This is a genomic window from Allobosea sp. GW821-FHT10B12 (genome assembly GCF_059415545.1).
Map to the genome: position 1 here is coordinate 458,540 of NZ_JBWKNL010000001.1, position 22,036 is coordinate 480,575.

21 protein-coding genes are annotated in these 22,036 nt (G+C 67.1%); 12 read left to right on the forward strand and 9 right to left on the reverse strand.

The window, feature by feature from the left end:
- The first annotated feature begins 171 nt into the window (after positions 1–171).
- The 5 genes from AC07O0_RS02195 to AC07O0_RS02215 all read left to right on the forward strand — a co-directional run bounded on the left by AC07O0_RS02195 (position 172) and on the right by AC07O0_RS02215 (position 4,197).
- Entirely contained in the window at positions 172–1,557 is a 1,386-nt protein-coding gene (locus tag AC07O0_RS02195; RefSeq protein ID WP_494619655.1) for a glutamate--cysteine ligase, read from the forward strand.
- 91 nt (positions 1,558–1,648) lie between these two features.
- Entirely contained in the window at positions 1,649–1,822 is a 174-nt protein-coding gene (locus tag AC07O0_RS02200) for a Flp family type IVb pilin (RefSeq protein WP_494619657.1), read from the forward strand.
- Between the two features lie 231 nt (positions 1,823–2,053).
- Entirely contained in the window at positions 2,054–3,163 is a 1,110-nt protein-coding gene (locus AC07O0_RS02205; RefSeq protein WP_494619659.1) for a TadE/TadG family type IV pilus assembly protein, read from the forward strand.
- Positions 3,164–3,247: 84 nt separating this feature from the next.
- Positions 3,248–3,664 carry a TadE family protein gene (locus AC07O0_RS02210; protein ID WP_494619661.1) on the forward strand — a complete coding sequence of 139 codons (417 nt, stop codon included), beginning with the start codon at positions 3,248–3,250 and terminating at the stop codon, positions 3,662–3,664.
- Positions 3,661–4,197 carry a TadE/TadG family type IV pilus assembly protein gene (locus AC07O0_RS02215; protein WP_494619662.1) on the forward strand — a complete coding sequence of 179 codons (537 nt, stop codon included), beginning with the start codon at positions 3,661–3,663 and terminating at the stop codon, positions 4,195–4,197. Before AC07O0_RS02210 ends, AC07O0_RS02215 begins: the two co-directional genes overlap by 4 nt.
- Before the next feature lie 12 nt (positions 4,198–4,209).
- On the opposite strand, the gene AC07O0_RS02220 is transcribed toward AC07O0_RS02215, so the two are convergent.
- The gene (locus AC07O0_RS02220) at positions 4,210–5,091 is read right to left on the reverse strand and encodes a LysR substrate-binding domain-containing protein (RefSeq protein ID WP_454026419.1); all 882 of its coding nucleotides are present in this window, start codon (positions 5,089–5,091) and stop codon (positions 4,210–4,212) included.
- A gap of 165 nt (positions 5,092–5,256) precedes the next feature.
- Between AC07O0_RS02220 and AC07O0_RS02225 the strand changes: the two genes are divergently transcribed.
- Both AC07O0_RS02225 and AC07O0_RS02230 read left to right on the forward strand, forming a co-directional pair.
- Complete coding sequence (locus tag AC07O0_RS02225) at positions 5,257–5,622, forward strand: DUF1127 domain-containing protein (RefSeq protein WP_494619664.1); 366 nt, start codon at positions 5,257–5,259, stop codon at positions 5,620–5,622.
- Positions 5,623–5,810: 188 nt separating this feature from the next.
- Entirely contained in the window at positions 5,811–7,697 is a 1,887-nt protein-coding gene (locus tag AC07O0_RS02230; protein WP_494619666.1) for a methyl-accepting chemotaxis protein, read from the forward strand.
- A 60-nt stretch (positions 7,698–7,757) separates the two neighbouring features.
- Here the strand turns inward: AC07O0_RS02230 and AC07O0_RS02235 are convergent, their stop codons facing one another.
- From AC07O0_RS02235 to AC07O0_RS02245, 3 genes are all read right to left on the reverse strand, one after another.
- Positions 7,758–8,663 carry a DUF937 domain-containing protein gene (locus AC07O0_RS02235; protein ID WP_494619668.1) on the reverse strand — a complete coding sequence of 302 codons (906 nt, stop codon included), beginning with the start codon at positions 8,661–8,663 and terminating at the stop codon, positions 7,758–7,760.
- Between the two features lie 67 nt (positions 8,664–8,730).
- Positions 8,731–10,104 (reverse strand): MATE family efflux transporter, encoded by a 1,374-nt coding sequence (locus tag AC07O0_RS02240; protein WP_494619670.1) that lies wholly within the window; start codon positions 10,102–10,104, stop codon positions 8,731–8,733.
- The gene (locus tag AC07O0_RS02245) at positions 10,101–11,966 is read right to left on the reverse strand and encodes a monovalent cation:proton antiporter-2 (CPA2) family protein (protein WP_494619671.1); all 1,866 of its coding nucleotides are present in this window, start codon (positions 11,964–11,966) and stop codon (positions 10,101–10,103) included. The genes AC07O0_RS02240 and AC07O0_RS02245 overlap by 4 nt, the downstream gene beginning before the upstream one ends.
- Positions 11,967–12,156: 190 nt before the next feature.
- On the opposite strand from AC07O0_RS02245, the gene ispH reads away from it, so the two are divergent.
- The 4 genes from ispH to AC07O0_RS02265 are packed head-to-tail and all read left to right on the forward strand — an operon-like array spanning position 12,157 to position 14,731.
- The gene (gene ispH, locus AC07O0_RS02250) at positions 12,157–13,128 is read left to right on the forward strand and encodes a 4-hydroxy-3-methylbut-2-enyl diphosphate reductase (protein WP_494619672.1); all 972 of its coding nucleotides are present in this window, start codon (positions 12,157–12,159) and stop codon (positions 13,126–13,128) included.
- Positions 13,129–13,142: 14 nt separating this feature from the next.
- Positions 13,143–14,108, forward strand: coding sequence for a homoserine kinase (locus AC07O0_RS02255; protein WP_494619673.1), 966 nt, complete (start codon positions 13,143–13,145; stop codon positions 14,106–14,108).
- Positions 14,105–14,551, forward strand: a complete 447-nt coding sequence (gene rnhA, locus AC07O0_RS02260) for a ribonuclease HI (RefSeq protein WP_454026411.1) — start codon at positions 14,105–14,107, stop codon at positions 14,549–14,551. The genes AC07O0_RS02255 and rnhA overlap by 4 nt, the downstream gene beginning before the upstream one ends.
- Before the next feature lie 15 nt (positions 14,552–14,566).
- Positions 14,567–14,731: a hypothetical protein gene (locus AC07O0_RS02265; RefSeq protein WP_494619675.1), complete on the forward strand. Its 165-nt coding sequence runs from the start codon at positions 14,567–14,569 to the stop codon at positions 14,729–14,731.
- A gap of 191 nt (positions 14,732–14,922) precedes the next feature.
- Here AC07O0_RS02265 and AC07O0_RS02270 read toward each other — a convergent pair whose 3' ends face one another.
- The 4 genes from AC07O0_RS02270 to AC07O0_RS02285 all read right to left on the reverse strand — a co-directional run bounded on the left by AC07O0_RS02270 (position 14,923) and on the right by AC07O0_RS02285 (position 18,106).
- Positions 14,923–15,945, reverse strand: coding sequence for an LLM class flavin-dependent oxidoreductase (locus AC07O0_RS02270; RefSeq protein WP_494619676.1), 1,023 nt, complete (start codon positions 15,943–15,945; stop codon positions 14,923–14,925).
- Positions 15,946–16,128: 183 nt separating this feature from the next.
- Positions 16,129–16,578, reverse strand: a complete 450-nt coding sequence (locus tag AC07O0_RS02275; RefSeq protein WP_494619677.1) for a GNAT family N-acetyltransferase — start codon at positions 16,576–16,578, stop codon at positions 16,129–16,131.
- Positions 16,579–16,735: 157 nt separating this feature from the next.
- Entirely contained in the window at positions 16,736–17,221 is a 486-nt protein-coding gene (locus tag AC07O0_RS02280) for a peroxiredoxin (protein ID WP_454026407.1), read from the reverse strand.
- A 45-nt stretch (positions 17,222–17,266) separates the two neighbouring features.
- Positions 17,267–18,106 (reverse strand): protein-disulfide reductase DsbD domain-containing protein, encoded by an 840-nt coding sequence (locus AC07O0_RS02285; RefSeq protein WP_494619679.1) that lies wholly within the window; start codon positions 18,104–18,106, stop codon positions 17,267–17,269.
- A gap of 217 nt (positions 18,107–18,323) precedes the next feature.
- On the opposite strand from AC07O0_RS02285, the gene AC07O0_RS02290 reads away from it, so the two are divergent.
- Entirely contained in the window at positions 18,324–18,935 is a 612-nt protein-coding gene (locus AC07O0_RS02290) for a YqgE/AlgH family protein (protein ID WP_494619680.1), read from the forward strand.
- A gap of 119 nt (positions 18,936–19,054) precedes the next feature.
- On the opposite strand, the gene AC07O0_RS02295 is transcribed toward AC07O0_RS02290, so the two are convergent.
- A complete protein-coding gene (locus tag AC07O0_RS02295) occupies positions 19,055–21,907 on the reverse strand; it encodes an EAL domain-containing protein (protein WP_494620642.1) in 2,853 nt (950 codons plus the stop codon).
- Between the last annotated feature and the right edge of the window lie 129 nt (positions 21,908–22,036).

Genomic DNA, 22,036 nt, shown 5'->3' on the forward strand with positions numbered 1-22,036 from the left:
ACGCGTTTGCGCTCGTTGTCGGATGGGCGCGGCTCGCCTATTGCTGGCGCTCCTCAACGCATGGTGCGGCGGAGCGTCCACTCCCGCTGCCTGTGCGGTACCCGATCCGGCGCGTTGTCCGGCTGCCCAGATCGGCAGGCGGCGCGCCGAAGCACGCATGCCGGAGCGCCCATGGCCCGCGACGTATCCGATTCGACTCCGATCAGCTCGAAGGCCGAACTGGTCGGCTGGATCGCGCAGGGTGAAAAGCCGGCTTCCGAATTCAGGCTCGGCACCGAGCATGAGAAGTTTCCGTTTTATCGCGACGATCTCAGCCCGGTTCCCTATGAGGGCGCCGCGGCCGGTCGCAGCGGCGGCATCCGGCAGCTGCTCGAGGGCATGCAGGCGCGTCTCGGCTGGGAGCCGATCCTCGATGCCGGCCACGTCATCGGCCTCGCTGGCCCCGATGGCGGTGGTGCGATCTCGCTGGAGCCCGGCGGCCAGTTCGAACTGTCGGGCGCACCGCTTGCAAATGTGCATGAGACGGCGCGCGAGCTCGACCAGCATCTCGCCGATCTGAAGGCGGTGGCCGAACCGCACGGCATCGGCTTCCTTCCGCTCGGGCACTCGCCGCTCTGGACGCGCGAACAGACGCCGATGATGCCGAAGCGGCGCTATCAGATCATGAAGAACTACATGCCGAAGGTCGGCACGCGCGGCCTCGACATGATGTTCCGCACCTGCACGGTCCAGGTGAATCTCGATTTCGCCGACGAGGCCGACATGGTCCGCAAGCTGCGGGTCTCGCTCGCCTTGCAGCCGCTGGCCGCGGCGCTCTTCGCCGCCTCGCCTTTCAGCGAAGGCAGGCTCAACGGCTTCCAGTCGATGCGCTCCGAGATCTGGCGCGATACCGACAATGCCCGCTCCGGCATGCTGCCCTTCGCTTTCGACGAGGGCATGTCCTACGAGGCCTATGTCGACTGGGCGCTCGACGTTCCCCTGTATTTCGTCAAGCGCGGCGACACCTATCACGACGTCGCCGGCGCCTCGTTCCGCGACCTGCTCGCCGGCAAGCTCCCGCAATTGCCGGGCGAGCGCGCCACCATGTCGGACTGGGTCAATCACCTCGGAACCCTGTTCCCGGAGGTGCGGCTGAAGCGCTATATCGAGATGCGCGGCGCCGATGCCGGCCCGGTCGAGATGCTGAACGCGCTGCCGGCCTTCTGGGTTGGCCTGCTCTACGATGATGCCGTGCTTTCGGCCGCCTGGGATCTGGTCAAGGGCTGGAGCACGGAGGAGCGCCAGCAATTGCGCGATACCGTGCCGAAGGCCGGGCTCAACGCCCGGATTGCGAACCGTCCGCTGCGGGAGCTGGCGCGGGAGGTGATCGAACTGTCGCGCACCGGCCTCGCCCGCCGGGCTAGGCTCGACGACCAGGGCCGCGACGAGACGCTCTATCTCGAGCCGATCATGGCGATCGCCCAGAGCGGCCGCTCGCTCGCCGAACGCCTGGCCGTGCGCGAACAAGGGGCTTGGGGCGGCAAGGTCGAGCCGGTCTTTCCGGAACTTGTTCTGTAGCCGTCAGGACGGCCCAGCACACCGCGCGACCACTGCGCGTTTCGCGCTTCGGATTAACCAATTGTCCGGAGTTTTGCGCTAATCGGTGGGCATGGAGCGCTTTTTTGCCCTTGCCATGGACTTCCTGCGCGACCGGCGCGGCGCGACCGCGCTCGAATACGGCATGATCGCGTTCTTCGTCTCGATCGCCGCCATTGCGACGATCCGGCAGATCGGACCGCTGCTGGATTCGAAATACGCCAGCATCCTGCCGGGGCTGCAGTAGCACCCGTTCGCATCCAGCTTCGTCGAAGCGAAGCGATCTGTACCTGTGCTTCAGTTCTCCTTTCAGTTTTAACAGCATTTTACCATATCGCCCGAAGACCGCGCCGATCGCGGGTTTTCCTAGCGATACCAGAGACATTCACAGGTTTTGGAAAGGTTTTCTCAATCGCCTCGCGCCTAGCGTCCGCGCAATCGTCCCGCTGCTCGCCTGCACCCTTCACGAGGCTTTCCGATGTTCGGCCTGTTCCGTGCCTTCCTGAAGGATACCCGCGGCGTCAGCGCCTTGATGTTCGGCCTCGCCGTGCCGGCGGTCGCGCTGGCGGTCGGCGGCGGCATCGATCTCAGCCAGGCGGCATCGCGACGGCAGAGCATCGCCAGCGCGGTTGAACTCGGTTGCCAGCACGCGGCCCAGGAAGTCGGCTATCAGAAGCGCCAGTCCGGCGCCGACCCGAACAAGAACTACAGCTCGGTCGTCAACACCATCGCCAACAAGAAGATCACCGATCTCCAGCTGCGTGGTGTGGCCGGCGTCTCGGTCTCGAGCACGATCGCCAACGATGTCATCACCATCCAGGCCTCTGGCACGAGCGCCAATGTCTTCGGTGGCATCCTGGGCTACAACACGGTTTCGCTGAACGTGACGCGCAACTGCACCGCGACTGCGGCGCCCGCCGGCAAGGTTCTGTTCACCGAATCCTTCGAGACCGGCCACAACGTCGCCTCGAACAGCTGGACCGTGCTCAACAACTGGAACGGGTGGGTGACCCAGACCGGTAAGGGCGGTATCGAGATCAACGGCATCCCCGAGCTTGCCGCCAACGACATGCGCTTCGGCAACTTCTTCGCCGAGCTCGATTCGCACTGCTATACGTCGGGCTGCAGCACCAACTCGAACATGTGGCGGGAATTCACCCTCACAGCAGGCGATTACGAGCTGAACTACTGGTACATCTCACGCGTTCGCAACACGGCTGCGAATTATGCCGGCAAGGCGATCTGCGTCGGGAGATATCCCGAGAACAACACCAATCCGAACTGGACGACCAGCTTCGGCGCCTGGGCGACCAACTGGTACAAGGTCGTCGACTGGGCGACCTGGGAAGGCCAGACCAATCGGATCGAAGCCTTCTTCGAGAAAAAGCCCTATGGCAACACCAACACTCCGCCGACGACGGCGATGGTCGATGTCTGTGTTCACGCCGACAAATGGACGCAGCGCATCATTCCCCTCAAGGTCACCGCCAGCGGCACCTATCGCATCTACTTCCGGGCTGCGGGACGCGAGGACACCTATGGCGGCCTGATCGACTATATCCGCTTCTGCAGCGGCAAGTGTCCGTGACGGAGCGCTGACGTGTTGCGATACCGGGCGCCACGACTGGTTCTGAAGCGGTTCGCCGCGAGACTGGGCAGGTTCCGCCGCGACGTGGCGGGCTCGACCGCCGTCGAGTTCGCCTTCATCGGTCTTGCGTTCATCACGCTCTTCCTGGGCCTGATTCAGTTCGCACTGGTCTTCTTGGCGCAGATGTATCTCCACGACGCCGTCTCGGACGCGGCTACCGGAAGGACGGCCGCGGCCTATGCTGGGAACCGCACCCAGGTGGTCACGCAGATCTGTGCGCGCATGATCGCGCTCGACAATTGCGCAACCAATCTGCTGGTCGAAACCCAACCGCTGGCGAGTTATCCGACGACGGCGCAGCCGATCTCCGGCACGGTCTTCGCCGCCGCTGCGGTCCGGACGCCGATGCTGATCCGGGCGCGGGCACCGGTCGTGACCTTCGTGCCTGGTCTCCCGGCATTGCAGGTCCGCGCTTCGGCGCTCTATGCGAGGCTGCAATGAGCTGCACATCGAAGCATGTCGGCGCCAAGCAGCGGCGTAGCTTCGCCCGCGACGAGAGCGGCGTGGCCGCCATCGAGTTCGCCCTGATCGCGACCGGCATGTTCGCCATGCTCTCCGGAGCCGTCGACGTCACGCAGGCGATCACCATCCATCGCGACCTCAACCGGTTGACTGCCGAGGTCGCGCAGGTCCTGGCAGCGTGCCCCGACCTGACCTGTCGCGAACTGGTGATCCGGTCGGTCAACGATCGGCGCGCGAACATCGCGCCGCAATTCCCGACGATGCAGATCAGCGTCGCGGCTTTCGAGAGGATAAGCGACAAGATCGACCGGATGGAGGGCACGATGACCGAGCTGCCCGCCGATATGAACACGAAGGCGCTGGCCATGCTGGCCAACGGCGACAAGGGCGTCGCGGTTCTCGCCACCTACACCCACCGGCCGATCATCCTCGGCCTTGCCGACGACTGGGGCTTCAGCACCAAGAGCTTCCGCGCCTACAGCATCAACCTGAGCAGCCGCCCGGGGGCTTGAGGTCGGATCGGCCTATTCCGCCGCCACCTTGAAGCTCTGCAGGTTGTCCAGGCTCTGGATGATGTGCTCGGCGAGTGCGTTGGACAGAATCGACGGGTCGTGCCGCGTCCGCAGCAGGCCGATCTTGCAGGAGGGCAGGGTCGAGAAGCCTTCCGCCGGCCCGAGAATGCGCATGCCCGGCCGGACCGCGCTCTCCGGCAGCACCGAGATGGCGAGGCCCGCGACCACCGCCGCGCCGACCGCGGTCGAGTTCCAGCTGGCATAAAGCACGCGGAAGCGCCGGCCCTTGCTCTCCAGCGCCTCGACCGCTGCCTGGCGCCAGTTGCAGGTCGGCCGGCCGAGCGCCAGCGGCAGCGGGTCCTCGTCATGCACGCAATGGCGCGCCGAGGTCACCCAGAGCAGCGGCTCGATCCGGATGATCTCGCCCTGACCGCGGCCCTCGACATGGGTGATGATCGCAAGGTCGATGTCGCCGCTGCCGATCCGCTCGGCCAGCATCGGCGTCGGCTCGCAAACCACGGTGACCTCCGTGCGCGGATTCGAATGGGCGAAGCGCGCCAGGATCTCCGGCAGGTAACGATCGGCATAGTCATCGGGAACGCCGAGGCGGATGCGGCCCTTGAGATCGGCCTCGGTGAAGCTCGCGACGCATTCGAGGTTGAGCCGGACGATGCGGCGGGCATAGTCGAGCAGGCGTTCGCCGTCCTCAGTCAGCTTGGCGTGGCGCCCGTCGCGGCCGAACAGCGGCCGGCCGATCCGCTCCTCCAGCCGCTTCATCTGCATCGAAACGGCCGATTGCGTCTTGAAGACGATCTCGGCGGCGCGGGTGAAGGAGCCGGTGTCGGCGATGGCGACGAAGGTCTTGAGCTGATCGGCGTCGAGCACATGGGCCATGCCAGCCTCCTCCCAGAGGTTCATCAAGATCGGTTGTGTTAAACATCATAACCATTCGTTTGGCTGATGACCAGCGCAGAGTTATCCTTTGGACATTCTCCCGCTCCTGCCGGCCGATGTCGCGGCCTGGGAGGAGTATCGATCGTCCAACCCGAGGAGGCTGTCATGCTGGTCATGACCTTCGTCACGAAGACCTTGTCTGCCGTTTCCGGCGGCGCGGCGCGTGCTGCCGCCCATTCGGTCACGGGCTCGAAAAATCTGGTGCGCGCTTTCCTGCACCGCCGCGAGGTGATGCGTCTCAGCGAGCTCGACGAGCGCGGGCTGAAGGATATCGGCCTCGTCCGCTCCGATATCGACGGCGCGCTCGCCGTCTCCTGGCTGAGTGACCCGTCGAGCGTGCTGCAGGCCCGCTCCGACCAACAGCAGTCCGCCGCCGCGCACCGGCGAGAGGCCGGGGTTCGACGTCCCGTGGTGATCCAGGCCGGAACGCGCCCCGGCGCGAAGGAGATCAAGATCGCGTGCAACGCCTGACCCCTTGGCGTGACGCGTCTCTGCGGGCGGTGGCTTCGGCTGCCGCCCTTTTTCGTGCCGGGAATGCAACCGCCCCGCGATGGTTAATCGGCGCGCGCGCGACGTAACGCTTCATTCAGCAAATTCGGACACATTTGCGCCGCATTGCGCCGATTCCGGCGCCCCGATCCGCCGTCCCGGGGTTTTCCATGCGTCGCTTTCGCCTTCACGACCTGAGGATCAGGACCAAGATCGCCATTCCGATGCTCGTCATGGGAGCGATCGGCATCGGCTCGGCCGTCTATGGCGCGTTAGAGTTCGGCAAGATCGAGAAGACTTATGGCGATCTGGTTTCGCAGCGTGCCGCCGCCATCCTCGATTCGGCCCGCGCCGCCAGCGGCATGACCGAGATCGTCGGCAATCTCTACCAGGCGATCGCCTATCCCGAGTTCATGAAGCAGAACACGACCAGCATCGAGAAAGTGAAGACCGCCTATGCGGCCTCGCTCCAGGCGCTGGTCGAGGCGAAGATCAGCTTCCCGCAGCGGGCCGAGAGCTTCGATGAACTGAGCCGCCGCCTGCAGGCGACCAAGTCCGATATCGACCAGATCATCGCCCAGGCCGCTCGCGACGAGGACCTGCCGGCGCTCTCGATCATGTCGCAGCTCGACAAGACGATCAGCGAGATCGCCGGCGCCGCAGCCAAGGTCAACGACGAGATCAGGAAGGATACGGAAGCGACCTCGGATGTACTGGCGGCCGATGCACGCCGCGTCACCATGGTGGCGATCGGCCTCAGCATCGCCGGCGCCTTGCTCGGCCTGATCGGCGGCGCGCTTCTGACCGGCGCGGCCATCACGCGTCCGCTGGAGCGGCTGAAGCTCCGCATGGGTCAGATCGCCAAGGGCGATTATTCCGCCGAGGCCGAAGGCCAGGATCGCAAGGACGAGATCGGCGAGATGGCCCGCGCCGTCCAGGTGTTCAGGGAGAACGGGCTCGCCGTCCAGCGCCTCGAAAGCGAGACCGAGGTCAATCGAACTGCAGCCGAGCGCCAGCGCCTTGCAGCGGAGGCCGAGCGCACCAGCGCCGCAGCTGTGCAGCAGCGCCTTGCGGCCGAGCAGGCTGTCGTGGTCAGGGCCCTGGCCGAGGGCCTGACCCGGCTCTCACAGGGCGATCTCAGCGCCCGCGTCGAGGACGAAGTCGCCGCCGACTACGCCGCGCTGAAGCAGGATTTCAACAGCGCCGTCGGCCATCTGGCGGAGACGATCGCGACCATCCAGGCGACGTCGGTCGATGTCGGCAATGCCGCGCGCGAGATCAATTCCGGCGCCGACGACCTGTCGAAGCGCACCGAGGAACAGGCGTCCTCGCTCGAGGAGACCGCCGCCACCACCGAGCAGCTCGCTGCCTCGGTCAAGGCTTCCGCCCAGGCTTCGCGCCAGGCCGTCCAGCTCGCCAACGAGGCGACCGAGGTGGCCGTCAATGGCGGGGCCGTCGCCAGCCAGGCGGTCGACGCCATGGCGCGGATCGAGCAGACCTCCCGCAAGATCTCGGACATCACCTCAGTGATCGACGAGATCGCTTTCCAGACCAACCTGCTTGCGCTGAACGCCGCCGTCGAAGCGGCCCGGGCCGGCGATGCCGGCAAGGGCTTTGCGGTGGTCGCCAGCGAGGTTCGGACCTTGGCGCAACGCTCGGCCGACGCCGCCAAGGACATCAAGGGGCTGATCGGTGAGTCGGGCGTCGAGGTCGAGCAGGGCGTCGGGCTGGTCCGGGCCGCCGGCGAGGCGCTGAGCCGGATCGTCGAGGCCTCGAAGAAGGTCTCGGCCACAGTCTCCGATATCTCGGCCGCGGCCGCCGAGCAGGCCAACGGCATCGACGAGATGAGCCAGACCGTCGCCCATATGGACGAGATGACCCAGCAGAACGCGGCGCTCGCCGAACAGAGCGCGGCGTCGGCCGGCTCGCTCAGCGGTCAGATCAGGCGCCTCAACGAATTGGTCGCGAGCTTCCGCACGGAAGAGCAGGCGGTCGCGCCGCACGCTCATGCCGAGGTCGCGGACCAGTATGAGTGGGATGAGCGCCTGCGCGCCTGAATTGGATCACATCACCAGGATTGATGAATGGCGGCCTGATGGCCGCCGTTCGTTTATCGCTCAGGCCTTGCGCTGTCCGCCACCGAGCATCGTCTCGAAGATCGAGCGTAGCGCGTCCTGCTGGCCCGCCTGCATCTGGCGACCATGCTCGAACATCTGGTTGAGGGCGTCGAGCCCGATCGAGCCCGGCCCGGTCTCGCTGGATGGCGGCGTCTCGTCCGGCTCGGGCTCGGGCGCAGGACGGCGCGATTGCGGCGCGGGCTTGGGGCTGTTCTCAGCGGCTTGCCCCTGCGCGCCGCCGAACATGCCGCCGAGGATCTGGCCGAAGATGTTGCCCATGTCGGCGGGCATGCCGGGCATGGCGCCGCCGAAGGGGCCGCCGCCTTGCGCCTGGCCGGCCTGCGGCCTCTGCCCGCCGAACATGCCGCCGAGGATCTGCTCCCAGGGATTGGCGGGAGCATTCGCCTGCGGGGCCTGGGGCTGCATGCCCGGCATCTGGCCGCGCATCATCTCGGCGAACTGCCCGAGAATGCCGCCGAGGCCCTGATTGTTCACCGACTTGAACAGCCCGCCCATCACGATCGAGGCGATCACCGGCAGCATCTGCTTCAGGATCGCCTGGCCGACGCCGCTGGTCGCGGCCGCCTGCGCCGCAACGGCGTTGGCGACCTCCTTCGAGCCGAAGAGCTGGCTCATCACGTCCTGGCCGAGCGGCATCGCCCGGTCGGGGATGCCGTCGCCGTCGCTGTCGTACATCTGGCCGAAGGGCGTCGCCGTCATCATCTGGGCGAGGTTGCCGAAGGCGTAGGGGTTCTGGGTCTGGCGCTGCAGACCCATCGAGAAGGCCGGCAGCAGCGCGTCAAGCGCAGCCTGCGTCTGCTGCATCGAGAGCCCGTATTGCCGCGCCAGGTTCTGCATGGCCTGGCCGTTCTGGGCCGACTGCATCATCTCGAACAGGTTCATCATGGCGCGGTCTCCCCTTTGCGGGACAAGCCCGCCATCTCAGGAGATTGACGATAGCAGCCGCCCGCCGTCAGGCAAGCGACGGCCTGGCGGCAACCTGCGCCGCACCTTCGAGCCGGCTGATGCCGCGATAGGCGGTGACGAGGGCCGCGATCCCGAACAGCACCGCCCCCAGCGCCGCACCGGCGAGCGCGCCTTTTGGGCCGGCATATTGCGCCCCGAGCCAGGCGAGCGGCACCGTGCCGAGCGTGGCGCGGCCCCAGCTGAACAGGGTCGAGTAGAACGGCATGCCGAGATTGTTGAACGCGGCATTGGCGACGAAGAGGGCGCCGACGAAGAGCCACATCGGCCCGGCGATCAGCCCGAAGAAGGCGACGAGCTCGGCGGTCTCGCCGCTCGCGCCGAACAGGGCGCTGATCTGGTGGCGCAGCAGCGCCAGCAGCAGGCCGGCGACAGCGACATAGGCGGCGGCGAAGGCGACGGAATCGGTCAATGCCCGGCGCATCCGGTCATAGCGCTGCGCGCCCCAGTTCTGCGCCAGGATCGGTCCGACAGCGCCGGACAGCGCGAACAGCACGCCGAAGGCGACCGGGACCAGCCGGTCGATGATCGCACTCGCCGCGATGACCTGGTCGCCGAAGCGGGCGATGATGCCGAAGAAGCAGGCATTGGCGATCGGATTGGCGAGATTGGTCAGGATCGCTGGGGCCGCGATCGCGAAGGTCGGCCGGATGTCACGGCGCAGCGCGGCGAAGCTCGGGCGCGCGATCATCCGGTGCACGCGAAGAGCGCCCTGGAGGCCGACCCCCAGGAAGACGATGCGCGAGAACACGGTCGCCCAGGCGGCGCCGTCGGCGCCGAGGCCGAGGCCGAAGATCAGGAGTGGATCAAGCGCCGCCGTGACGATGCCGCCGGCCAAAGTGACATACATCGCCCGCTTGGCGTCTCCGACCGCGCGCAGGACGCCGGACAGGCCCATGCCGAGCGCCATCAGCACGTTCGAGGGCAGGGTGATCCACAGGAACGAGGTCGCGACGGAAAGCGATTCGCCGTGCGCGCCGAGCTTGGGCAGCAGCCAGGGCAGGAGCGGCAGCATGACGAAGCTGAGCGCCAGCCCGGCGACGGCCATCACGATGAGTGTCGAGCCCGCCATGCGGCGTGCGCCCTCGCGGTCGCCGGCACCGAGCGCCCGCGCCGTCAGCGCGGTCACCGCGATCATCAGCCCGACATTGAAGGAGATCATCAGGTAGAGCACGATCGTCGCGTAGCCGACGCCGGCCGTCGCCTCGGGCCGGCCGAGGCGCGAGACGTAGAGCAGCGACAGGAAGTCGACGACGAAGATCGCGATCAGGCCGACCGAGGCGGTCGCCGTCATCACCGCGACATGGCGCAGCGTCGAGCCGCTGACGAAGACGGCCTGCTGTGGCTTTTGCGGTGCGTTCACTCGGCCGGCTCCCCGACGCCGCCGACCGCGACTTCGGCGCCGCCATCCTCGATGACGTCCTGCGTCTCCTTGGTAAGCGCCTTCGACTTGCCCTTGGGCGCGACCAGCGGCTCGGGTGTGACGCGCGGCACCTTGTCGAGGCCGGCGGCGATGCCTTCGCTGAACTGGATCTCCATGCGCTGCGCGTCGCGGTCGCGCACATGCTCGATCACGAAGCTCGCTTCCTCATAGCTCAGGCCGAGCGCCTCCAGCGTCACCCGGCCGAAGCCGAGCGCCGATTCGAAGGTCTCGCGCATCTGGTAGTCGACATCGGCCCGCATCAGGTCCATGGCGTGGACGCGGTCATAGGCGCGGGCGTGGATGCGCGCGGCCGGGAATTCGACCTTGGCCATCTCGACGATGCGCAGCGCCGCCTGCCGGTCGTCGAGGCACAGGCAGATCACCTTGGCCTTGCCGGCGCCGGCGGCGCGCAGCACGTCGAGCCGCGTGCCGTCGCCATAATAGATCTTGAAGCCGAACTTGGCGGCCGAGCGGATCCGCTCGATGTCGGAATCGATGATGGTGACGTCGAGATGCTGCAGCAGCAGCGCCTGCGTCACCACCTGGCCGAAGCGGCCGAAGCCGATCACCAGGACCGAGGGCGCGACGCCGTCGAAGGTCTCCTCGATCTCCTCGGGCGGCGGCGCATTGGCAGCGAGCCAGATATCGATCAGCTTGGCGGCGATCGGGCCGATCAGCATGCTGAGCGCGGCGATCGCGGTCGCCAGCGCGCCCTGCTTCTCGTCGAGCAGGCCGAGCGAGGCGGCGAGCGGCAGCAGCACAAAGGCGAATTCGCCGGCGGGCGAGAGCAGGGCGCCGGCCCGGATCGCCTCGCTCGTCGAGGAACAGGAGGCGCGCAGGATCGCCGCCGCCGCCGCGATCTTGAACAGCACCAGCAGCGGCGCCGCCAGCGCCAGCAGCAAGGCGTTCTCGGCGACGAGCTTCAGGTCGATCGACATGCCGACCGCCATGAAGAACAGGCCGAGCAGCACGCCGCGGAACGGCTCGATATCGGCCTCGAGCTCGTGCCGGAAATGCGAATCCGCCAGCAGCACGCCGGCGAGGAAAGCGCCCATAGCCATGGAGAGTCCGACCTGCTCCATCAGCAGCGCGGCACCGAGCACGACCAGCAGGGCGGCGGCCGTCATCACCTCCTTGGCGCCGGCCTTGGCCAGCAGGCGGAAGAAGGGATTGAGCGCATAGCGCCCGGCGAGCACGACGACGGCGATGGCGAGCAAGGCCAGCCCCAGGCCCGTCAGCGCCTTGGTCGAGCCGCCGCCATGGGCAGCGCCGGTCGTCGCCAGCAGCGGCAGAAAGGCCAGTGCCGGTGCGATCGAGATGTCCTGGAACAGCAGGATCGAGAAGGTGCGCCTGCCATAGGGCTCGGCGCCGTCGCCGCGTTCCTCCAAGAGCTGCAGGGCGATCGAGGTCGCCGACAAGGCGAGTGCGAGCCCAATGGCGATGGCACCGCCAACCGCGACGCCGAACTGCCAGGCGGCCGCACCAATCGCCAGCGCGCTCAGCACCATCTGCGAGAGACCCGCGCCGAGGATGTCCTTGCGCATCGAATAGAGCCGCGCCGGCTGCAATTCGAGCCCGACCAGGAAGAGCAGCAGCACGACGCCGATCTCGGCGGTGCTGCGGATCGTGTCGGGATCCTTGATTACGGCAAGCGCCGAGGGGCCGATCACGACGCCGGCGGCGAGATAGCCGAGAACGGCCGACAGGCCGAAGCGGCGGAACAGCGGCACCGCCACCACCGCCCCCGCGCAGAAGGTCAGGATCGGCGGCAGATAGCTGGCATGCGAAACGGCATCGGCCATGCGGGAACTCGTGCTGAAGCGAAGTTGGGCCGCGCGGGGGCGATGGCCGGTCGCGTGCAATGTAAGGCCTGCCGCCGTATCCTGCGAGAGGGCTGTTGCATGGGCGGCGATGCGCTGCGGCGCCGGGCTTCCTTGACATCGCCGCCGCCAGACCGAAAAGAAGGCGCGATCGTCTCGGAACCAGCGCCCAGTGACCGCCAAGCCGCCGCTCGACATCCTGCTCTGCGCCCCGCGCGGCTTCTGCGCCGGTGTGGTCAGGGCGATCGACGCCGTCGAGAAGGCGCTGGCTCTGCATGGCGCGCCGGTCTTCGTGCGCCATGAGATCGTGCACAACAAATACGTGGTCGAGTCGCTGAAGCGGAAGGGCGCGGTCTTCGTCGCCGAACTCTCCGAGGTGCCGGACGCGACCCGGCCGGTGATCTTCTCGGCCCATGGCGTGCCGAAATCAGTGCCGGCGCAGGCGCAGGCCCGCAATCTCTTCCACATCGATGCGACCTGCCCGCTGGTCACCAAGGTGCACCGCGAGGCGGAGGTCCATCACAAGCGCGGCCGGCACATCCTGCTGGTCGGCCATGCCGGCCATCCCGAGGTGATCGGCACGATGGGGCAGTTGCCGGACGGCGCGATCACGCTGATCGAGACGCTCGAGGATGTCGCAAAGCTCGCTCCGCCCGAGGGCAAGGAGCTCGCTTTTGTCACGCAGACCACGCTCTCGGTCGACGATACCCGCGAGATCGTGCAGGCCCTGCAGGCGCGCTTTCCCGCGCTGATCGCCCCGCACAAGGAAGACATCTGCTACGCCACCACCAACCGCCAGGAGGCGGTCAAGCGCGTCGCGCCGCTGGTCGACGGGCTGATCGTGGTCGGCTCGCCCAATTCCTCGAACTCGCAGCGCCTGCGCGAGGTTGCCGAGCGCGCCGGCTGCCCGGTCTCGCGCCTGGTCCTGCGCACCGACGAGATCGACTGGTCGCTCTTCGGCGATATCCGCCGTCTCGGCATCACCGCCGGCGCCAGCGCACCTGAGGTGCTGGTCGAGGAGATCATCGACGCCTTCGCCGAGCGCTACGAGGTCACGGTCGAGACGGTTTCGACCGCCGATGAGAGCGTCTTCTTCCCGCTGCCGCGCGAGCTGCGCGAGCCGACCCCGACCGCAGCCGAGTGAGCTGAGAATTCCGCGTGGCCGTCTATACCGAAGTGCCCGATGACGAGATGGCTGCCTTCGTGGCCGGCTACGGCATCGGCGACCTGCTCTCCGCCAAGGGCATCGCCGAGGGCGTCGAGAACTCGAACTATCTCGTTCACACCAGGCAGGGCTTCTACATCCTCACCCTCTACGAGAAGCGGGTGAACCCGGCCGATCTGCCGTTCTTCATCGGGCTGATGCAGCATCTCGCCGGGCGCGGGCTGAATTGCCCGGTGCCGTTGCTCGACCAGTCGGGCCAGGCGCTCGGCACGCTCTGCGGCCGCCCGGCGGCGATCGTCAGCTTCCTCGATGGCCTCTCGGTCCGTCGCCCCGGCGCCGGCCATTGCGGCGAGGTCGGGCGGGCGCTCGCTCTGCTGCATCGGGCCGGCGCGGACTTTTCGATGACGCGCGTCAACGCGCTCTCTGTGCCGGGCTGGCGCCCGCTCGCCGAGCAGGCCGGCGCCGATGCCGACAAGGTCTCGCCCGGGCTGGCGCGTCGCGTCGCGGCCGAGATCGCCGTGCACGAGGCGGGGTGGCCGAAGGACCTGCCTGGCGGCGTCATCCATGCCGATCTCTTCCCGAACAATGTTTTCTTCATCGGCGACAAGCTGTCGGGGCTGATCGACTTCTATTTCGCCTGCACCGACGCCTATGCCTACGACCTCGCCATCTGCCTGAACTCCTGGTGCTTCGAGGCCGATGCCTCGTTCAACCTGACCAAGGGCCAGGCGATGCTGGCCGGCTATGAGAGCGTGCGCCCGCTCGGCGAGGCCGAGGTCGCAGCCCTGCCGACGCTGTGCCGCGGCTCGGCGCTGCGTTTCCTGCTGACCCGGCTGGTCGACTGGCTGAACGTGCCGCCGGGCGCGCTGGTCAAGCCACATGATCCGCTCGAATACGACCGCAAGCTCGTCTTCCACCAGCGGATCAGCGACGCACGCGAATACGGGCTGAGGCGATGAGCGAACCGGTTGAAGTCTGGACCGACGGCGCCTGCTCGGGCAATCCCGGGCCTGGCGGCTGGGGCGCGATCCTGTCCTATAAGGGCAAGGAGCGCGAGCTCTCGGGCGGCGAGGCGCTGACCACCAACAACCGCATGGAGCTGATGGGGGCGATCTCGGCGCTGGAGACGCTGACCCGGCCGTGCACCGTCGCGCTCCACACCGACAGCCAGTATCTGCGCCAGGGCATCACCAGCTGGATCCATGGCTGGAAGAAGAACGGCTGGAAGACCGCCGATCGCAAGCCGGTCAAGAACGAGGAGCTCTGGAAGCGCCTCGACGCCGCGCTGAAGCAGCACAAGATCGAGTGGAAATGGGTCAAGGGCCATGCCGGCGACGAGATGAACGAGCGCGCCGACGCGCTGGCGCGGGCAGGGATGGCGCCGTTCAAGCCGGGGCGGTGAGGAAAGAGCGGCACGATGGCCAAGTTCATTGCAGTCGTATGCATGTTGATAATTCAGGGCATTATCGCCGTTCTGTATGTTGAGAATTACTTCGACGCGCCGGCCTGGCTGGTCGTAATCGGCCAGCTCGCGGCGGGATGGTTAGTCTATACGGGGGTTGGGCGCATAGCTTCACGTTGAAGCATGCGCGACAGTTCACCCGGTTTCATCCCGGCGGCTATCAAGAGCGATGGACCGCGATTTTCGTACAACCTTCTCGTAGAGTTCCTGCGTCCGCGGGTTGCTTGGTTCGGCAGGCGCGGACACCTATGCCGACTCTATTTGCCGGGCCGCCTCAATCAGCTTGTTGCTAGCACCGTAGCCCCGTACCCTCAGCGCCAGCCGAGTCCCGGCGCGACATGCTTCAGGATCGCCTCGATGACATGGGCGTTGTAGTCGACGCCGAGCTGGTTCGGCACCGTCAATAGCAGCGTGTCCGCCTCGGCGATGGCCTCGTCCCGCTTCAGCTCGTCGATCAGCCTGTCGGGCTCGGCCGCATAGCTGCGCCCGAAAATGGCGCGCGTGCTGTCGTCGATATAGCCGATCGAATCGTCGCTCTCATTGCCGCGGCCGAAATAGGCGCGGTCGCGGTCGTCGATCAAGGCGAAGATGCTGCGGCTGACCGAGACGCGCGGCTCGCGCTGGTGGCCGGCCTCTTTCCATGCCTGCTTGTAGCCGCGGATCTGCCTGGCCTGCTGGATGTGGAAGGGCTCGCCGCTTTCGTCGGTCTTCAGCGTCGAGCTCTGCAGGTTCATGCCAGCTTTCGCCGCCCAGATGGCGGTGGCGTCGGAGGAGGCGCCCCACCAGATGCGCTCGCGCAGGCCCTCGGAATAGGGCTCCACGCGTAGCAGGCCGGGCGGGTTGGGGAACATCGGGCGCGGATTGGGTTGCGCGAAGCCCTCGCCGCGCAGCACGTCGAGGAAGACCTCGGCATGGCGGCGCGCCATGTCGGCATCGCTCTGCCCCTCCGCCGGCTGGTAGCCGAAATGGCGCCAGCCATCGATCACCTGCTCCGGCGAGCCGCGGCTGATGCCCAGCTGCAGCCGCCCGCCGGCGATGAGATCGGCCGATCCCGCATCCTCGGCCATGTAGAGCGGGTTCTCATAGCGCATGTCGATGACGGCGGTGCCGATCTCGATGCGCTTGGTCCTGGCGCCGACGGCGGCGAGCAGCGGGAAGGGCGAGGCGAGCTGGCGCGCGAAATGATGCACCCGGAAATAGGCGCCGTCCGCACCCAGTTCCTCGGCCGCGACGGCAAGCTCGATCGACTGCAGCAGCGTATCGCCTGCCGAGCGGGTCTGAGATTGCGGCGAGGGAGTCCAGTGCCCGAAGGACAGGAAGCCGATCTTTTTCATCGCGTGACGCCTGTGAACGACCGAGAGTGCGGAGCTTGTCCGCCAAAGCAGAACGCCCGAGCGGCCGGTGCCGTCGGGCGTGCTTGAGCGTCATATAGGCGCGATCCGCCGCCTTGCTTTGGCATTCATGCACGAACGCCAATGTCCCGATGCAATCCCGATGTGAGCGGGGCGGCCTGCCGGTCAGCCCAGCGGCTGGCGGTAGACGATGAAGCCGGATTTCTGCGCGACCTTGTCGTAGAGCTCCTGCGCTTGCAGGTTGCTCTCATGCGTCTGCCAGTAGACGCGGAAGAGACCTTGCTTTTCTGCCATCTGGCGGACGGCCTCGATCAGCTTGCGGCCGACGCCGCTTCCGCGTGCTTCCTGGCTGGTGAAGAGATCCTGCAGATAGCAGATCTCTTTCTGGCTCCAGGTCGTGCGGTGCAGCACGTAGTTGACGATGCCGATCGCCCGGCCGTCGCGCTCGGCGATGAAGCCGCCCATCGGCTCCTGGCCACCGGTCAATCGCGCGAAGGTGGTGTCGGTCGTCTCCGGCGTCAGCGACGATTTGTAGAAGGTGAGGTAGCCCTGCCAGAGCGGCTCCCAAGCGGCGCGATCGCTGGCCGTGAGCGGGCGGATGCTGATCTCTGACATGGGCCTAGCGTCTCCTCGATTTTGTCGGGAGGCTAGCGGTGGCCGCAGACGCTGTCTCATGACAAGCGCAGATCGGATCGATCGGATTTCGTGCTGAAAAGCGAAAGCCCGCGCCGAGATGGCGCGGGCTGGCAGGCAAGAGGAACTGAGGCCGGGCTCAGAGCTGGTTCAGCAGCGCCTCGGCGCCGGAGACGTCGGCCTTGCCCGGCGCGTCCTCGATATTGAGCGCGGTGACGACGCCGTCCTCGACCACCATCGAATAGCGCTGCGAGCGGGTGCCGAGGCCAAAGCCCGAGCCGTCCATCGACAGGCCGATCTCCTTGGCAAAGTCGGCATTGCCGTCGGAGAGGAAGGTGATCACGCCGACGCCGCCGGTCGCCTTCGACCAGGCATCCATGACGAAGACGTCGTTGACGCCGGTGACGAAGATCTCCTCGACGCCTTTGGCCTTGATCTCGGCCGCCTTGTTCACATAGCCCGGCAGATGGTTCTTGTGGCAGGTCGGCGTGAAGGCGCCCGGCACGGCGAAGAGCACGATCTTGCGGCCCTTGAACAGGTCGTCCGTGGTCTTGGCCGCCGGCCCGTCGGCCGTCATCACGCGAAACGTCGCCTGCGGAAGCTTGTCACCGACCTTGATCGCCATGTCCGTATCTCCTGCACGCGGCAGCGTGCCGCTTCGAGCGCAGGGTTACGGCTTCGCGTTGCCGATGTCGAGGTCGAGCCGCGTCTCCACCGCCTGCGGTTTGCCGCGCACGGTGATGATCAGGGGCGTCGGCCCGGTCGCGCCCTTGGGACGCTCGACGATCTTGAGCTTCGCGGCGACGGTCCCGTCCGGCTGCGGCAGCAGCATCGGCCGGCCGAACGACCACATCCCGGCGCCCTCGACGAAGACGTCGTCGATCGAGCCGCCCTCGGGCGCCTTCAGTGAGAGCTTCACCGCGGCGTCGCTATGGGTGACCTCGAGGATCGACAGGCGATCATTGGCCGCCCCCAGCTTGATCGCGTGCGGGATCCGCGCCTCGAACTGCTCCAGCCGCGGCGAGGTCACCGAGGTGACGCCCGGTTCGAGCCAGAGGCGCGCTTCGCCCTTGGCCGGAACGCAGATCTTGTCGCAGACCGCGTAGTCGAGTTTCAGCACCACGGTCACTGGCCGTGTCGGGTCGACGGGCTGGACCGAGACCGGCACCACCACCTCGCCGACATAGCCGATGCCGGAGCCGGCGCCGTCCTCGAAGCGCTCGGGTATCGGCCAGCGCACGTCGAGCCCGCCGACATTCTCCGAGCCGCTCCAGTCGAAGACGGGCGGCACGCCGGCATCGCCGGGGCTGCGCCAATAGGTCTTGAACCCTGGCGACATCGTGATCTCGACGCCGATGCGCTGCTTGCCTGACGGGGCGGTCGCGCCGGCAATCAGGCGCATGGACGAATAGGCGGCCTTCGACCACGGCGAAACCGCGGCCTCCTGGGCGGAAGCCGGTGCGCCGATTGCCAGCGCCGCGAACAGGGAAAGGGTCGTGACCGTTTTCACGTGGTCTGATTTAGGCGATCCAGCCGGGATTTGCGAGACGTATACCGGAGCTGTGATCCGGTCGCGGCATGCAGCTGAGCATCGCGGGCTTTGCGCCAGCATTGCGGCGAAGCCCGGCCGGTAGCCCGGATCGCCGTCGGCCTACACCTGAATACCCCGGATCGCCTGCGAGCCAAAATGGCTCCCACATCTGCCGAACATGCTCTAGCATGGCAGCATGAATCTAGGGTCGAACCAGCGCATCAGCGGCCGCAGCTATCTGGATGGGCAGTGCCTGATCGCCATGCCAGGCATGAGTGATCCCCGCTTCGCCCGCAGCGTCGTCTATCTCTGTGCCCATTCCGAGGATGGCGCGATGGGCATCATCGTCAACAAGCCGGCTTCGGACACGCGCTTTCCGGAACTGCTGGTCCAGCTCGACGTGATCCCGCCCGATCAGGCGATCCGCCTGCCGAGCCAGGCCGAGAGGATGAAGGTGCTGCGCGGCGGGCCGGTCGAGACCAAGCGCGGCTTCGTCCTGCACAGCGCCGATTTCTTCCTGGAATCGGCGACGCTGCCGATCGACGACGGCATCTGCCTGACCGCGACGCTCGACATCCTGCGCGCTATCGCCGTCGGCACTGGGCCGGAGAACGCGGTGCTGGCGCTCGGCTATGCCGGCTGGGGCGCGGGGCAGCTCGAATCCGAGATCCAGTCGAATGGCTGGCTGCATTGCGCTGCCGACGAGGCACTGCTCTTCGACGACGCGCTCGACACAAAATATGCCCGCGCGCTCAGCAAGCTCGGCATCGACCAGGCTTTTCTGTCGAAGGATGCCGGGCACGCTTGACGTGCGTCATGCTCGGGCTTGACCCGAGCATCTCTGGCCGGAAGAGGCTCCTTTTGGCGCCTTCTCGTCGCGAGGTTCTCGGGTCTGCGCTGCGCTTCGCCCGAGAATGACGGGCTCTTTTAAGCCGCCTCGAAGGACGAGCTCGACGCTCCCACCAGCCGCCTTGCCTCCGCCGCCGTCATCGGCTGGCCGAAGGTGTAGCCCTGCGCGTACTGGCAGCCGAGCTGGTAGAGCTCGATCGCATCCGATTCGGTCTCGGCGCCTTCGGCGACCACGTCCATCTGCAGGTCGGCAGCGAGCTGGACGATCGAGCGCAGGATCACCGGCGGCTTGCCGTTGCCCATCTGGCGCACGAAGCTCTGGTCGATCTTGATGGTGTCGAAGGGGAAGCGCTGCAGATAGGACAGCGAGGAATAGCCGGTGCCGAAATCGTCGAGCGACAGGCCGGCGCCGAGGTCGCGGATGCGGCTGAGCATCTGCGCCGCATATTCCGGGTTCTCCATCACCAGGCTCTCGGTGATCTCGAGCTTGAGCGTGCCCGGCAGCACGCGCCGGCGCGCCAGCACCGCCTTGACGTCCTTCAGCAGGTCGTGGCGCAGCAGCTGGCGGCTGGAAACGTTGACGCTGGCGAAGATCGGCGGCTCGACCTCGAGCGCCGCCTGCCAGGCGGCGAGCTCGCGCGCGGTCCGGTCCATCACATAGACGCCGAGATCGACGATCAGCCCGCTCTCCTCGGCGATGGCGAGGAAGTCCTGCGGCAGCAGCCGGCCCTCGCGCGGATGGTCCCAGCGCATCAGCGCCTCGAAGCCGGCGATGGTCCGGTCTTCCAGCCTGACGATCGGCTGGTACATCACCTGGATCTCGCCGCGCTCGATCGCCCGGCGCAGATCGCTTTCGAGCGCGAGCCGGTCGTTGCGGTCGCTGCGCATCGCCGGGACGAAGACCTCGACCAGGTTGCCGCCCTGGTTCTTGGCATGCGCCATGGCGAGCTCGGCATTCTTCAGCGCATCGTCCTTGCGCGCCGTCGGCGTGCCGTCGAAGAGCGCGAGCCCGATCGACGGCGTCAGCACGATCTCGCGCTCGGCGAAGGTGATCGGCGTCGAGACGGCGCGGCGGATCAGCTCGGCGAGGGCGAGCACGCGCTCGGGATCGCTCTCCGAGACCAGGATCATCGCGAAGATGTCGCCGCCGATCCGTGCCAGCGTGTCCTGGGTCCTGAGCAGCCGGCCGAGGCGGCGCGCCAGCGTCAGCAGGATCGAATCGCCGGCCGAGAAGCCGACCGATTCGTTGACCTGCTTGAAGCGATCGATGTCGATCACGATCACGGTCGGGCGGATGTTGTCGTCGGCGCGGCTGAAGCCGAACACTGCCGAGAGACGGTCCTGGAACAATTCGCGATTGGGCAGGCCGGTCAGGTTGTCGTGCACGGCGTCGTGCAGCATGCGCTCCTGCGCCGTGCGCTGCTCGGTGACATCGGCGAGCGTGCCGATGACGCGGATCACCTCGCCATCCGAGCCGATCACTGGCCGGGCCTTCAGGCTGAACCAGTGATAGGCGCCATTGGCGGCGCGCAGGCGGAAGTCGAGCTGCAGCTTGCCGCGGCGCTGCTCGATCACGGCGTCGAGCGAGACGCGGTAGCGGTCGCGATCGGCGACATGCATGTGCTCGAGCCAGCGTGCGGCCGAGCCTTCGAGCGCGCCCTTCGACAGGCCGAGCAGCGTCTCGGCCTGGGGCGAGACGAAGATCTTGTCGGCGGAGACGTCCCAGTCGAAGACGAGGTCGCCGGCGCCGGAGAGCGCCAGCGCCCGCCGCTCGGTGTCCGAGACCAGTCCCTGCGCCAGTGCACCGCCGGCGAAGGCGTGCTGCACGACGGTGAAGCCGATCAGCAGCACGATCAGGACGAGGCCGCCGATCAGCGCCGGCGGCACGAGGTCGCGCGTCACCTGGCCGACCACGGTGAAGCCGGCGGCCGTCACCCAGACCAGCAGCAGGAACCAAGTCGGGATCAGCATCACCGCCCGCTCATAGCCATGGGTGGCGAGGTGCAGGATCAGCACGAAGCCGATGGCCGCGACGGCGGCGATCGAGATGCGGGCGATGCCGGCTGCCATCGGCGCATCGAACACGGCAAGGCCGACCAGGCCGGCGAGACCGAGGATCCAGACGATGGTGATGTGGCTGTAGCGCACATGCCAGCGCGACAGGTTGAGATAGGCGAACAGGAAGACGAGCAGTGTCGCCGCCAGCACCACCTCGGCGCCGGCCCGGTATATGCGCTCGATCGCCGGAGTCAGCGGGAAGATGCGCTGGAAGAAGCCGAAATCGAGACCGGCATAGGCCAGCACCGCCCAGGCCAAGGCCGCCGCGGCCGGGAAGATCACCGCGCCCTTGACCACGAAGATGATGGTCAGGAACAGCGCGAGCAGGCCGGCGATGCCGATGATGATGCCCTTGTAGAGCGTCAGCCCGTTGGTCTTCTGGCGGTAGGCCTCCGGCTCGAACAGATAGAGCTGCGGCAGGTTCGGCGATTTCAGCTCGGCCACGAAGGTGACGGTGGTGCCGGGGTCGAGCGTGATCTGGAAGATGTCGGCGTCGGGCGCTTCCTCGCGCTCGGGCCGCAGGCCCTGGCTCGCGGTGATCGCCTCGATGCGGCGGTCGCCGAGATCGGGCCAGACCACGCCAGAGCCGATCAGGCGATGGAAGGGTGCGACCAGCAAACGGTCGATCTGCTCGTCGGAATCATTGGTCAGCGCGAAGACGATCCAGTCCGGACGCGCCCCGGACTCGCGCGCCCTGACGGCGATGCGCCGGACGATGCCGTCGGCACCCGGCGCGGTCGAGATCTGGATGACGTCGCCATCCGCCTTGTTGCGCTCGACCACATCCGTCAGGTCGAGCACCGGCACGTCGAGCGGCACGCGCTGCGCCTCGACCGCCAGCGCCGGCCGCAACAGCGAGAACAGCACCAGCATCAGGAGGCCGAAAACGGCGATGCCGGACCGGAGGAAGCGGGGCGTCGATGACAAGATGGACTCTGCGGGGGGCTCTTCAGGCGTGATGGCCAGTGGTATCGGCGGGACGTGGCGAGGGCAAGGCAAGCT